The sequence below is a fragment of the Streptomyces mirabilis genome, assembly GCF_039503195.1.
GTDB classification, from domain to species: Bacteria; Actinomycetota; Actinomycetes; order Streptomycetales; family Streptomycetaceae; genus Streptomyces; species Streptomyces mirabilis_D.
The window spans coordinates 1,804,780-1,817,694 of sequence record NZ_JBCJKP010000001.1; the positions used below are offsets into that span (position 1 = coordinate 1,804,780).

Here is a 12,915-nt window from a genome sequence, read left to right on the forward strand (position 1 = left end):
CCACCCCTTACACGAGCCACTGGGACGTCATGCAGATTCAAGACCTTCCCTATCCCGACCCGGGAGTGCCGGACGCGCGCTCAGGTCCCCGATTCCTGTGGTGGCTCGGCCGGAATCAGCTCGGCGGCCAGTTCAAGGCCCTTGCCTGGGGACTGCTGCACTTCGTGGCCGTCTCCGGGCTGCCGTTCTGCGTCGGCTTCGCCGTCCAGGCGGTCGTCGACCGCTCCGGCACCCGACTCGCCCTGACCGGTGGGCTGCTGGCGCTGTGCGGCGCCTGCATCGCGCTGGGCGACACCATGCTGCACCGCGCCGCGGTCACCAACTGGATCACCGCCGCCGCGCGCGTCCAGCAGCTGCTGGCCCACAAGACCGCCCAGTTGGGCTCCGCCCTGACGCGACGTGTCGCGGCCGGCGAGGTCGTCGCGGTCTCGACCGGCGACGTCGAGAAGATCGGCTGGTTCGTGGAGGCCCTGTCGCGGTTCGCGGCGGCCGCCCTGACCGTCGTGCTGGTCTGTGCCGGCCTGGTCGTCTACCAGCCCGCGCTCGGCGTACTCGTCGCGGTGGGTGTGCCCGTCCTGGCGCTCGCCGTACTGCCGTTGCTGCCCCGTGCCACCCGGCGCGCGGACTTCCAGCGCGAGAAGGCCGGACGCGCCACCGAACTGGCCTCGGACACCGTCGCGGGCCTGCGCGTGCTGCGCGGCATCGGCGGCGAGGAACTGTTCCTCGACCGTTACCGCCGCGCCTCCCAGGAGGTCCGCCGCGCGGCCGTGCGCAGCGCCCGGATGTGGTCGCTGATCTCGGCCATCCAGGTGCTGTTGCCCGGTCTGCTGATGATCGCCGTCATCTGGCGCGGCGTTCACCTCGCCCGCGACGGCCGGATCACGGTCGGCGAACTCGTCACCGTGTACAGCGCGGTCATGCTGCTCACGTACCCGTTGCGACACTTCGAGGAGATCGCGATGGCCTACTCTTTCTCCCGCCCGTCCGCCAAGCGCGCCGCCCGGGTGCTGTCCCTGGAACGGGCCATGGACAGCGGCGGATCGCGCTCGGCCGAGGCGCCGGCCGGCGATCTGTACGACCCCGCGACCGGGCTGCTCGCGCCCGCCGGACGGCTCACCGCCGTGGTGTGCGGCGATCCTGACGCGGCGGGTGTGCTCGCCGCGCGGCTGGGTGGCCACCCCACGGAGGAGGGCACCTCGGTGCTCCTCGGAGGCGTACCCCTCGACGACTTGCCGCTCGACTCCGCCCGTACGGCCGTCCTCGTCCAGGACAAGGACCCGGTGCTGCTGTCCGGCACGCTGCGCGAGCTGCTCGACGTGCCTTCCTCGGGTCTGGTCAGCGCCGAGGCCGCACTGTCCGCAGCGCAGTGCGGCGACGTCCTGGACGCGCTCACCCAGGGGTCGTTGGAGGCCGGGGACCCGATGGAGGCCCGCATCACCGAACGTGGACGCTCCCTCTCCGGCGGCCAGCGCCAGCGCCTGGCCCTGGCCCGGTCGCTGATCACGGACCCCGAAGTGCTGGTCCTCGACGAGCCGACCTCCGCGGTCGACTCGCACACCGAGGCCCGGATCGCCGACGGCGTGCGCGCCCTGCGCACCGGGCGCACGACGGTCGTCCTCACCTCCTCGCCGCTGCTCCTGGACCACGCGGACCGGGTCGTCCTGGTGCACGAGGGCGAGGTCACGGCGGTCGGCGTCCACCGTGAGCTGGTACGCGGTGAGCCGCGGTACCGGGCCGTGGTGACCCGGGAGACGGATGACGAGGCCGCGCGGAGCGGTGTGCGGGAAGAGGACGGGGCCGCGCGAAGCCACGTACGGGAGGCAGACGAGGCCGACCTGGGCGGCGTACTGAAGGAACTGGAAGAAATCGAGGAGACCGCATGATCGGCGTGGCCCCACCGGCCTACGACCCGGCGGCCCCGACGACGGCGCACACCCTGCCCGTCGGTGCCCCCGCGACCGTACGCGCCTACGTGACCGAACTCTTCCGGCGGCACCGTCGGGCCTTCCTGCTGCTCGTCGCCGCCAACACGGTGGCCGTGGTGGCCTCGATGGCCGGCCCCTACCTGTTGGGCTCGATCGTCGAGCGGGTCTCGGACCACGCGCGGGAGCTCCATCTGGAGCGCACCGCCGCGCTGTTCGCCGTCGCACTCGTCGTGCAGGCCGTGTTCGTCCGCGAGGTGCGGCTGCGCGGGGCCGTGCTCGGCGAGCGGATGCTGGCCGATCTGCGCGAGGACTTCCTCGTACGGTCGGTCGGGCTGCCGCCCGGCGTCCTCGAGCGGGCCGGCACGGGCGACCTGCTGTCCCGCATCACCACGGACATCGACCGGCTCGCCAACGCGATGCGTGAAGCCGTACCGCAGCTCGCCATCGGCGTGGTGTGGGTGGCCCTGCTGCTCGGCGGGCTCGCCGTGACCGCTCCGCCGCTCGCCCCCGCCGTACTGGTCGCCGTGCCCATCCTGCTGATCGGCTGCCGCTGGTACTTCAAGCGCGCCCCGTCCGCCTACCGCTCCGAGGCCGCGGGTTACGCCGCCGTCGCCGCCGCTCTCGCCGAGACCGTGGACGCGGGCCACACCGTCGAGGCGCACCGCCTGGGCGAGCGCCGCATCGAGCTGTCGGAGCGCCGGATCAAGGAGTGGACGGCCTGGGAGCGCTACACGCTCTGGCTGCGCACGGTGCTCTTCCCGGTCATCGGTGTCACGCACGTGGTGATCCTCTGCTCGGTCCTGATGATCGGCGGGGTCTTCGTCCTCCAGGGCTGGATCGGTGTGGGGCAGCTGACGACGGGCGCGCTCATCGCGCAGATGCTCGTCGATCCGGTGGGACTGATCCTGCGCTGGTACGACGAGCTGCAGGTCGCCCAGGTGTCGCTGGGCCGACTGGTCGGTGTCCGGGACATCGAGCCGGACGCGGGCGACCCGGGGATGGTCCCGGACGGGCGGGACGTGCGAGCGGACGAGGTGCGCTTCGGCTACCGGGCCGGGGTGGACGTGCTGCGCGAGGTCTCCCTGGAGGTCGCCCCGGGTACCCGGCTCGCGCTGGTCGGACCCTCCGGTGCGGGCAAGTCCACCCTTGGCCGGCTGCTGGCCGGGATCTACGCGCCCCGGGACGGCCGCGTCACGCTCGGCGGTGCCGAACTGTCCCGGATGCCCGCCGAGGCGGTCCGCTCCCACGTGGCCCTGGTCAACCAGGAGCACCACGTCTTCGTGGGCTCCCTGCGCGACAACCTGCTGCTCGCCAGGACGGGAGCGGTCGACGCCGAGCTGTGGGCGGCGCTCGGGGCGGTCGACGCGGAGGGCTGGGCACGGGCGCTGGACGACGGTCTGGACACCGAGGTCGGCTCGGGCGGGCTCGCGCTCACCCCGGCCCAGGCCCAGCAGATCGCCCTGGCCCGGTTGGTCCTCGCCGATCCGCACACCCTGGTCCTCGACGAAGCGACCTCGCTGCTCGACCCGCGCGCGGCCCGTCACCTGGAACGCTCGCTGGCCCGCGTCCTCGACGGACGCACCGTGGTCGCCATCGCCCACCGGCTGCACACCGCCCACGACGCGGACGTCATCGCCGTCGTGGAGAACGGCCGGATCAGTGAGCTGGGCAGTCACGACGAGCTGGTCGCGGCGGACGGCGCCTACGCGTCGCTGTGGAGGTCCTGGCACGGGTGAGTGTGCCCTTGCCGGTGCGGTCCGGGATCGTGTGACGCAGGGGTCCGCACCGGCTGCGCGGCAGGGTCGCACCGGCGCCCGGGACCTGCCTCCGCGGGCGGGCCCGTACCGCCTCGGACCATGTGGCGTTGCGCAGTGCCGAACCGGAGTGGAAGGCTGGATATCGGCACCGGCTCGGGGAACGCCCGGGAACCACCCGGTTCGCGAAGGGCGAAGCCTGTGTCGAGTGGCCCGCGCGCCCGCCGTCGAGCGCGGTGGGATCGGGCTCGCCCGCATCACCTGGAGGTACCCGTGAACAGCGTCGACGGATGGGGAGACGACGTCTACCAGCCCGACGGATCCGAGGTCCAGGACGACGCGGGGCTGCTCGACTCCGAGGACACCCTGCTCTCCGACGGTGTCGGTGACCCGCTCGACCGGGGCTGGTCCCCGCCGGAGCGGCCGTGGGCGGTGGAGCACTCCGGGGTGACCGCCGCGGAGCGCCGCGAGGGCGAGAGCCTGGACCAGCGCCTCGCGGAGGAGATGCCCGACATCGCCGAGCCGGACGGGGACGGCATCGGAGACTGCCAGGGCACCGACGGCGAAGCCTGGGACAACGAAGTGGGCGCCAGCCGCTCCGGTCGTCTCGTCGCCCCCAATGAGGGAGCGCACGAGGACGACGAGAGCGGGCTGATCGCCACCGACGTCGGCATCGACGGGGCCGCGGCCTCGGCCGAGGAGGCCGCGATGCACATCGTCGACGAGGACACCACGTCCGGCTGACCGGCCCCCGCCCCTCTCCCCCAAGGAGCACCCATGCAGCAGGACAAGCACCCCGACTACCACTCCGTCGTCTTCCGCGACCGCGCCGCCGGGTACGCGTTCCTCACCCGGTCCACCGCGACGAGCGACCAGACCATCGAGTGGGACGACGGTGAGACCTACCCGGTCGTCGACGTCGAGATCTCCTCGGAGAGCCACCCCTTCTACACGGGCAAGGCCCGGACCGTGGACTCGGAGGGCCGGATCGCACAGTTCGAGAGGCGGTACGGGGGTGCGGGGCAGGGAGCGGGCAAGGACGGGACGGCGTGAGGGGTTGCCCCCCGCGCCCGGGCCCGAGGAGCTCGCACTCCTCCTCGGGCCTGCGGGACTGACACTCCTCGGACGTGCGGAGCTGACGCTCCACCTGGGGCCCGCGGGGCTGACGCGCTCGCTCAGATGACGTTGAGCGCCGCCGCGCAGCCCACTCCGCCGAGCAGCATGAAGACCGGCATGAGCACCTTGAGCTCGACCCAGCTGCCGGCCCGGAAGCGCATCACCTTGGGCGGGCCGATCGGGTACCAGCGCTTGCGGCCGATCGGGATGGGCCACAGGACCGGGCAGCCGGACACGGTGAGCGCGTCGCCTATGTCGTGCACCAGGGCGCCCAGGACGATCGGCAGGCCGAGCCACAGGTACTCCTGGCCCGGCGCCGTGAACAGCCAGTCCGAACCGTTGCCCGGCTTGTCCAGGACTCCGGCGAGGATCCAGGCGCTGGTCGCGGCCAGCAGCCAGACCAGGACGTCGCTGCTGGAGCCGCGGGCGGCCCGCCACAGCAGTCCCTCGATCGCGAGCACCATGTGCACGAAGAGGATGGCCAGGACCGCCCAGCGGCCACCTGTGATCGCAAGGCCCGCGGTGCCCGCGCCGATCGTCACCGCCCACAGCCAGGTGTGCGTCAGCGTGCGATGACCGCCGTTGCGCCGTGGGTCGCCCGGCTTGCGGGTCGCCTTGTAGACGGCGTACGAGAGCTTGTCGACGATCTCGCACAGGGTCCGTGAGACGGGCCCGAAGGCCCGCGAGATCGTCGCCGCCTTGTGGTCCAGGTCGGGGGCGAGCGCGGCACCCGCGCAGATCAGGGCGCCGACGAGGAGGACCGGCCAGGGCATCGTGTGGCCGGTGGCGGCCGCTGCCGCTCCGACGCCGAGCCAGGCCGCGGCTCCCGAGAGTGAGTGTGCTGGTCCCATCATGGCCGTTCCCCGCCCCATTCTTCTTCAGCCGCTGTCCAGTTGCCCGCATACGCTGACGCTTCGTCGGCGCCACAGCGTAACGGTCGTGATCTTCGGACGAGCATCCGATTCCCCCATCGAGCGGGTCGACAGGCAAGATGGGGGCGTGACCCTCATCGATCAGCTGCCGCAGACCCCAGATCCCGACGCCCTCTACGAAGCCTTCGAGTCGTGGGCCGGGGAACGCGGTCTCACGCTCTACCCCCATCAGGAGGAGGCGCTGATCGAGGTGGTCTCGGGTGCGAACGTGATCGTCTCGACGCCCACCGGCTCGGGCAAGAGCATGATCGCCGCGGGCGCCCACTTCGCTGCGCTCGCCCGCGACGAGGTCACCTTCTACACGGCGCCGATCAAGGCACTGGTCTCGGAGAAGTTCTTCGAGCTGTGCAAGATCTTCGGCACCGAGAACGTCGGCATGCTGACCGGCGACGCCTCCGTGAACTCCGACGCCCCCGTCATCTGCTGCACCGCCGAGGTGCTGGCGTCCATCGCGCTCCGGGACGGCAAGCACGCAGACGTCGGCCAGGTCGTCATGGACGAGTTCCACTTCTACGCGGAGGCCGACCGCGGCTGGGCGTGGCAGATCCCGATCCTGGAACTGCCGCAGGCGCAGTTCATCCTGATGTCGGCGACGCTCGGCGACGTCTCGATGTTCGAGAAGGACCTCACCCGGCGCACCGGACGCCCCACGTCGGTGGTCCGCTCGGCGACCCGGCCCGTGCCGCTCTCCTACGAATACGTGCTGACCCCGCTGACGGAGACGCTCACCGAGCTGCTCGCGACCAAGCAGGCTCCGGTCTACATCGTCCACTTCACTCAGGCTCAGGCCGTGGAGCGGGCGCAGGCGCTCATGAGCATCAACATGTGCACGCGCGAGGAGAAGGACCAGATCGCCGAGCTGATCGGCAACTTCCGCTTCACCACCAAGTTCGGCCGCAACCTCTCCCGGTACGTACGCCACGGCATCGGGGTACATCACGCGGGCATGCTGCCCAAGTACCGGCGGCTGGTGGAGAAGCTGGCCCAGGCCGGTCTGCTGAAGGTCATCTGTGGCACGGACACCCTCGGTGTAGGCGTCAACGTCCCGATCCGCACCGTGCTGTTCACGGCGCTGACGAAGTACGACGGCAACCGGGTGCGCACGCTCCGTGCCCGCGAGTTCCACCAGATCGCCGGCCGTGCCGGGCGCGCCGGATTCGACACGGCGGGCTTCGTCGTGGCGCAGGCGCCCGAGCACGTCATCGAGAACGAGAAGGCGCTCGCCAAGGCGGGCGACGACCCGAAGAAGCGCCGCAAGGTGGTCCGCAAGAAGGCTCCCGAGGGCTTCGTCGGCTGGACGGACAACACCTTCGAGAAGCTCATCGGCTCCGATCCCGAGCCGCTCACCTCCCGCTTCCGGGTCACCCACACCATGCTCCTGGCGGTGATCGCCCGGCCCGGGAACGCCTTCGACGCGATGCGGCATCTGCTGGAGGACAACCACGAGCCGCGCAAGCAGCAGCTGCGGCACATCCGGCGGGCGATCGCGATCTACCGCTCGCTCCTCGACGGCGGCATCGTCGAGAAGCTCGACGAGCCGGACGCCACGGGTCGCATCGTGCGCCTCACCGTGGATCTGCAACAGGACTTCGCGCTCAACCAGCCGCTGTCGACCTTCGCGCTCGCCGCGTTCGAGCTGCTGGACCCGGAGTCGCCCTCCTACGCCCTGGACATGGTGTCCGTCGTGGAGTCCACCCTGGACGACCCGCGGCAGATCCTCGCGGCCCAGCAGAACAAGGCGCGCGGCGAGGCCGTGGCGGCGATGAAGGCGGACGGCGTCGAGTACGAGGAGCGCATGGAGCGGCTCCAGGACGTCTCGTACCCCAAGCCGCTGGAGGAGCTGCTCTTCCACGCCTACAACACCTACCGCAAGAGCCACCCGTGGGTCGGCGACCATCCGTTGTCGCCGAAGTCCGTCATCCGTGACATGTACGAACGGGCCATGTCCTTCACTGAGTTCGTCTCCTACTACGAGCTCGCCCGTACTGAGGGCATTGTCCTGCGCTACCTCGCGAGTGCCTACAAGGCGCTTGAACACACCGTCCCGGACGACCTCAAGTCCGAGGACCTGGAGGATCTGATCGCCTGGCTGGGCGAGCTGGTGCGCCAGGTCGACTCGAGCCTCCTCGACGAGTGGGAGCAGCTCGCCAACCCCGAGGAGATGACGGCCGAGGAGGCCCAGGAGAGGGCCGACCAGGTCAAGCCGGTCACGTCGAACGCCCGCGCCTTCCGTGTCCTCGTCCGCAACGCGATGTTCCGCCGTGTCGAACTCGCCGCACTCGACAACGTCGACGAGCTCGGCGAGATGGACGGCGAATCCGGCTGGGACGCCGACGCCTGGGGCGAGGCGATGGACAAGTACTGGGACGAGTACGAGGACCTCGGCACGGGCCCCGACGCCCGTGGCCCCAAGCTGCTGTCGATCGTGGAGGAGCCGCAGAACAGTCTGTGGCGCGTCCGTCAGACCTTCGCCGACCCGAACGGTGACCACGACTGGGGTATCAGCGCGGAGGTCGATCTCGTGGCCTCCGACGCGGAGGGTCGCGCGGTCGTCAAGGTCACCGACGTCGGCCAGTTGTGAGCACAGGAGAATCCCACACATGACGAACCCGGCCGAGAGGCTCGTCGACCTGCTCGACCTGGAGCAGATCGAGGTCAACATCTTCCGTGGCCGCAGCCCGGACGAATCGCTGCAGCGGGTCTTCGGCGGCCAGGTGGCGGGGCAGGCCCTGGTGGCGGCCGGGCGCACCGCCGAGGCCGACCGGCCGGTGCACTCACTGCACGCGTACTTCCTGCGCCCGGGCCGGCCGGGCGTGCCGATCGTGTACCAGGTCGAACGGGTCAGGGACGGGCGGTCGTTCACCACCCGTCGCGTCACCGCCGTGCAGCAGGGGCGCACGATCTTCAATCTGACCGCCTCCTTTCACAAGCCTGAGGAGGGGAGCTTCGAGCACCAGTTGCCGCCGGCCCGCGAGATACCGCACCCGGAGTCACTTCCGACGGTCTCGCAGGAGATCACCGAGCATCTGGGCGCGCTTCCCGAGTCGCTGGAGCGCATGGCGCGCCGCCAGCCGTTCGACATCCGGTACGTGGACGGACTGCGCTGGACCCCGGAGGAGATAAAGGACGCGGAGCCGCGCAGCGCGGTGTGGATGCGTGCCGTCGGGCCACTGGGCGACGACCCGCTCGTGCACACGTGCGCCCTCACCTACGCGAGCGACATGACCCTCCTGGACGCCGTCCGCATCCCGGTGGAGCCGCTGTGGGGTCAGCGCGGCTTCGACATGGCCTCGCTCGACCACGCGATGTGGTTCCACCGGCCGTTCCGCGCGGACGAGTGGTTCCTGTACGACCAGGAGTCGCCGATCGCGACGGGCGGTCGCGGGCTGGCCCGAGGGCGCATCTACGACCTGGAGGGACGCCTGCTCGTCTCGGTCGTCCAGGAGGGGCTTTTTCGGGCGCTGTAAGGATGCGGGAAAAGGGTCAGGGGTTTCTGCGGCGCATCCACCCGAGGAGCCCGCGTGGCCGCTCGGGCTCCACGCTCGGGGCCGGGTCGCCGAGGGCGGCTTCCCGCGGTCGCGAGACCGCCGGAGCCACCGCGCTCAAGGGGGAGACCGGCGTCGGCGGAGCCTTCGGGGTCGGGCGGGGCGCGGGGCGGAGCTCTCGGGCCTCGACGAGTGCCTGGCCCAGGTCGGCACGGAGCCAGCTGATCTCGTCGGGATCCTCGGCCGTCATGAGGCGCGAGACGAGGTGTGCGGCGGGCGTGTCCGGCGCGGCACCGTGGGCGGCCCGCTCGGGCCGGAAGCGGTTCAGACACGCGCGCTCGTAGGGGTCCCTGACGATCTCGGCCACCTGAACGGGGTCGAGCAGGGAGGCCACGATCGCGGCCTGCGCCCAGGGGTCCTCGGTCTGCCGCAGCAGGAATCCCATGTGCCGGCCCCGCCAGTTGCGGGGGCGGAGGTCCAAGCCGGCTTCCAACTGGTCGCCGATTCCCTCGGGGGTACGGCCCTTCAGCAGCCTCGCGTTCTGCTCGTCCGCCCCGAACTGGCGAAGTTCTTCGGCCAGGTACAACCAGACCACAGCCCTGTACCGGTTCAGGTAGAACTTCACGGGCACCACCAGACCCAGGCGTGCGAAGCGCGTGAACCTGGCGGCCGTCACGCCCATCAGCGCCGCGCCCTCCGTGGTGCCGACGGCCTTGACGCGTTCCCGCAGTGCCTCGGGGAAGCCGTCCTCGGAGCGCACCCGCTCGATTTCCGCACGATTGACGCGGCGCCCGCCTCCCCCCTCGTCGGGAACGGTGCGGACACATCCGAGATGCAGGGCGAGGTCGAACTCGCCGCGCCTGAGCTCCAGTTCTCGCGCGGCGCGTGCAAGCGACGTTGTGGCGGGCCTCGGTGCGGTGGACTTCGAGGCGGCCGACTGCGGGACGGTGGACTGCATGATGGTGTTGCCGGACATGACGGTTCTCCCCCGTGGAGTGAGGTGCTCGCGCCGTCGGGCGCTTGCTTCGAGAAAAACCGTAGCCGGTTCGGCGGATCTCACGGCGAACCTGTGGATAACTCTGACCGCGATGGCGTATCCGCAGGTCAGCGATCCAGCGCACCTTCGGTGCGCGCCGGGGGCGTGGTAAATCCCGAGTGCGCGCCGGAGGTGCTTCTGTCCGCCCTGACCTGGGGTGATGCCGTTCGGAATCGTGGTGGTGTCCGTTCCGGACGAAACCGATATTTCTGTGATGCCGGCGAGCTCGCAGGTCAGCGTGGTGCTGGGGGCCGTCCACGGGAACCGTGGAGTGTTGCTGTGAGCACGTGCGTCAGAATTCCTGATTCACCCTGGCCCTCCCGGAACGGCGTACTCGACTGTTGGGCACGGGAGGGAGCAAGGCCGTGGACGTGCTGCACGAACGCTGCGTGGGCCTCGATATCAGCAAGAAGGACGCCAAGGCGTGTGTCCGTACCCCGAGCACGAAGCGGCGGGGGTCCTTCACGACCGAGACCACGACGTGGGGATCGACGACGAACGCGGTCCTCGCCCTGCGGGACCATCTGCTCGCCGCACGGGTGACGCTGGTGGTGATCGAGGCGACCTCGGACTACTGGAAGCCCTTCTACTACGTGCCGGCCGGCGAGTTGAACGTGATCCTCGTCAACGCACGGCAGGTCAAGAACCTACCCGGCCGCAAGACGGACGTCTCGGACGCGGCCTGGCTCGCCCAGCTCGGCGCCCACGGTCTGGTGAGGCCCTCCTTCGTGCCGCCCGAGCCGGTCCGCGAACTACGGGACCTCACACGCGCCCGGACCACCGCCACCCGTGAACGCAGCCGCGTGGTCCAGCGGCTGGAGAAACTGCTGGAGGACACCGGCATCAAACTCTCCGCGGTCGCCTCCGACATCATGGGCGTCTCCGGCCGCGCCATGCTCGAAGCCCTCACCCGCGGTGAAGCCGACCCACAGGTCCTCGCGGACCTGGCAAAACGCAAGCTCCGCAACAAGATCCCCGAACTCACCGAGGCCCTGACCGGACGGTTCCGCGAGCACCACGCATTCCTGGCCCGCCTGCATCTGGACCAGTACGACCAGCTCACCACGATGATCGAGCAGCTCACCGAACGCATCGAGGAGGCAATGGCACCCTTTCGTGGCGCCCTCGACCTGCTCGACACCATCCCCGGGATCAACCGGGCCGTCGCCGAAGTGATCATCGCGGAGACCGGCGGCGACATGAACCGCTTCGCCACCGCCAAACACCTCGCTTCCTGGGCCGGGGTCTGCCCCGGCCACCACGAGTCCGCCGGCCGCACCAAAAACACCAAAGTCCGGCCCGGCAACCCCTACCTCAAGGGCGCCCTCGGCATCGCCGCGTTCGGCGCCGTGAAAACCAAAGACACCTATCTGCAGGCCCGTTACAAGCGCCTGACCGCCCGCCGCGGCCCGCTCAGGGCGCTGGTCGCCGTCGAGCACTCGATCATCACCGCGCTCTGGCACATGCTCACCGACAACGTGCCCCACCAGGAACTCGGCGCCACCTACTACACCCAACGCGACCCCGAACGCGCCACCCGCCGGGCCGTCAACCAGCTCAACCAACTCGGCTACACCGTCACCCTCAACCCGAGGGAGGCCGCCGCCTGACCGGCAGCCCAGACACCCGGCGGCCCGCCACGGTCACCGGGCGCACAGTCCTACCCACACCCGCCCTGACCAGGATCTATTTACGCGTCAGAGATCTACGGAAGATGAACGTTCCGGTTGGCGTACGTCCACCCCGAGGTGCTCGCCGACACGGTTGACGAGCAGTGTCATCTCGTAGGCGACCTGGCCGATGTCGGCTTCCGCGGCGCTGAGGACACACAGACAGCTGCCCGCACCCGCCGCGGTGACAAAAAGTACCGCGTCGTCGAACTCGATCATCGTCTGGCGCACCTGACCGGTGCCGAAGTACCGACCTGAGCCCTTCGCCAGGCTGTGCAGGCCCGACGAGACCGCCGCCAGGTGCTCGGCGTCCTCACGTCGAAGCCCTGTGCTCGCGCCGGTCACCAGCCCGTCGTTGGACAGCACCAACGCGTGCCGTACGTGTTCGACGCGCTCGGTCAGATCGTCGAGCAGCCAGCCGAGCCCCGTGTTCTGCGCCATGCTCCATCTCCCCGTGATTCTTTTCCCCCTGGCTGGAGGATCCGACCAGCCAGCCTTCCCCACGGCCGCCCTCCGGGCAAGGAGGATGGGCGCATGGCACAGAAGATGACCGATGAGCAATGGCGGGCCTTCGTCTCGCAGGGCACCCGCACCGGAAAGCTGTCGACCGTCCGCGCCGACGGAAGTCCGCACGTGGCGCCGATCTGGTTTCTGCTGGACGGCGACCACGTGCTCTTCAACACCGCGAAGGACACCGTGAAGGGTCGGAATCTGGCCCGCGACGGGCGAGTCGCCCTCTGCGTGGACGACGACCGGCCGCCGTTCGACTTCGTGGTTCTGGAGGGTCGTGCCGAGTTGTCGGAGGATCTGGACGAGCTGCGTCACTGGGCAGCTCGGATCGGCGCACGCTACATGGGCGAAGATCGGGCCGAGGAGTTCGGGAAGCGCAACGGCGTCCCGGGTGAACTCCTCGTCCGCGTGAGTATCGAGAAGGTCGTGGCTTGGGCCTCGGTGTCGGACTAGGTCTCTCCTTCGGAGGCCTCGGCCCGATGTTCCG

Annotated in this window: 11 protein-coding genes; 8 read left to right on the forward strand and 3 right to left on the reverse strand. The window is 70.2% G+C overall.

The window, feature by feature from the left end:
* Positions 1-29: 29 nt before the first annotated feature.
* The 4 genes from AAFF41_RS08735 to AAFF41_RS08750 all read left to right on the forward strand — a co-directional run bounded on the left by AAFF41_RS08735 (position 30) and on the right by AAFF41_RS08750 (position 4,732).
* Complete coding sequence (locus AAFF41_RS08735) at positions 30-1,883, forward strand: ABC transporter ATP-binding protein (protein WP_319745337.1); 1,854 nt, start codon at positions 30-32, stop codon at positions 1,881-1,883.
* Positions 1,880-3,661 (forward strand): ABC transporter ATP-binding protein, encoded by a 1,782-nt coding sequence (locus AAFF41_RS08740; protein WP_319745335.1) that lies wholly within the window; start codon positions 1,880-1,882, stop codon positions 3,659-3,661. The genes AAFF41_RS08735 and AAFF41_RS08740 overlap by 4 nt, the downstream gene beginning before the upstream one ends.
* A gap of 291 nt (positions 3,662-3,952) precedes the next feature.
* Positions 3,953-4,423, forward strand: a complete 471-nt coding sequence (locus AAFF41_RS08745) for a DUF5709 domain-containing protein (protein ID WP_319745333.1) — start codon at positions 3,953-3,955, stop codon at positions 4,421-4,423.
* A gap of 33 nt (positions 4,424-4,456) precedes the next feature.
* On the forward strand, positions 4,457-4,732 hold the full coding sequence (locus AAFF41_RS08750; protein WP_054228904.1) for a type B 50S ribosomal protein L31: 276 nt from the start codon (positions 4,457-4,459) through the stop codon (positions 4,730-4,732).
* 122 nt (positions 4,733-4,854) lie between these two features.
* Here the strand turns inward: AAFF41_RS08750 and AAFF41_RS08755 are convergent, their stop codons facing one another.
* Complete coding sequence (locus AAFF41_RS08755) at positions 4,855-5,649, reverse strand: metal-dependent hydrolase (protein ID WP_319745331.1); 795 nt, start codon at positions 5,647-5,649, stop codon at positions 4,855-4,857.
* Between the two features lie 145 nt (positions 5,650-5,794).
* Between AAFF41_RS08755 and AAFF41_RS08760 the strand changes: the two genes are divergently transcribed.
* Both AAFF41_RS08760 and AAFF41_RS08765 read left to right on the forward strand, forming a co-directional pair.
* Positions 5,795-8,308: a DEAD/DEAH box helicase gene (locus AAFF41_RS08760; protein WP_319745329.1), complete on the forward strand. Its 2,514-nt coding sequence runs from the start codon at positions 5,795-5,797 to the stop codon at positions 8,306-8,308.
* A 19-nt stretch (positions 8,309-8,327) separates the two neighbouring features.
* Positions 8,328-9,194: an acyl-CoA thioesterase gene (locus tag AAFF41_RS08765; RefSeq protein ID WP_319745327.1), complete on the forward strand. Its 867-nt coding sequence runs from the start codon at positions 8,328-8,330 to the stop codon at positions 9,192-9,194.
* A 16-nt stretch (positions 9,195-9,210) separates the two neighbouring features.
* Here AAFF41_RS08765 and AAFF41_RS08770 read toward each other — a convergent pair whose 3' ends face one another.
* A complete protein-coding gene (locus AAFF41_RS08770) occupies positions 9,211-10,188 on the reverse strand; it encodes a DUF6397 family protein (RefSeq protein WP_343323799.1) in 978 nt (325 codons plus the stop codon).
* 425 nt (positions 10,189-10,613) lie between these two features.
* On the opposite strand from AAFF41_RS08770, the gene AAFF41_RS08775 reads away from it, so the two are divergent.
* Positions 10,614-11,858 carry an IS110 family RNA-guided transposase gene (locus AAFF41_RS08775; protein ID WP_343323800.1) on the forward strand — a complete coding sequence of 415 codons (1,245 nt, stop codon included), beginning with the start codon at positions 10,614-10,616 and terminating at the stop codon, positions 11,856-11,858.
* Between the two features lie 87 nt (positions 11,859-11,945).
* Here the strand turns inward: AAFF41_RS08775 and AAFF41_RS08780 are convergent, their stop codons facing one another.
* Positions 11,946-12,359: a roadblock/LC7 domain-containing protein gene (locus tag AAFF41_RS08780; protein WP_054228908.1), complete on the reverse strand. Its 414-nt coding sequence runs from the start codon at positions 12,357-12,359 to the stop codon at positions 11,946-11,948.
* A 93-nt stretch (positions 12,360-12,452) separates the two neighbouring features.
* Between AAFF41_RS08780 and AAFF41_RS08785 the strand changes: the two genes are divergently transcribed.
* Positions 12,453-12,881, forward strand: a complete 429-nt coding sequence (locus AAFF41_RS08785) for a PPOX class F420-dependent oxidoreductase (RefSeq protein WP_319750521.1) — start codon at positions 12,453-12,455, stop codon at positions 12,879-12,881.
* The last annotated feature ends 34 nt before the right edge of the window (positions 12,882-12,915 follow it).

Excerpts from the sequence above, each read along its gene's own strand:
- AAFF41_RS08735 (WP_319745337.1), top strand. The coding sequence starts at position 30 with ATGCAGATTCAAGACCTTCCCTATCCCGACCCGGGAGTGCCGGACGCG.
- AAFF41_RS08740 (WP_319745335.1), top strand. The coding sequence starts at position 1,880 with ATGATCGGCGTGGCCCCACCGGCCTACGACCCGGCGGCCCCGACGACG.
- AAFF41_RS08750 (WP_054228904.1), top strand. The coding sequence starts at position 4,457 with ATGCAGCAGGACAAGCACCCCGACTACCACTCCGTCGTCTTCCGCGAC.
- AAFF41_RS08755 (WP_319745331.1), bottom strand. The coding sequence starts at position 5,649 with ATGATGGGACCAGCACACTCACTCTCGGGAGCCGCGGCCTGGCTCGGC.
- AAFF41_RS08765 (WP_319745327.1), top strand. The coding sequence starts at position 8,328 with ATGACGAACCCGGCCGAGAGGCTCGTCGACCTGCTCGACCTGGAGCAG.
- AAFF41_RS08770 (WP_343323799.1), bottom strand. The coding sequence starts at position 10,188 with ATGTCCGGCAACACCATCATGCAGTCCACCGTCCCGCAGTCGGCCGCC.
- AAFF41_RS08780 (WP_054228908.1), bottom strand. The coding sequence starts at position 12,359 with ATGGCGCAGAACACGGGGCTCGGCTGGCTGCTCGACGATCTGACCGAG.
- AAFF41_RS08785 (WP_319750521.1), top strand. The coding sequence starts at position 12,453 with ATGGCACAGAAGATGACCGATGAGCAATGGCGGGCCTTCGTCTCGCAG.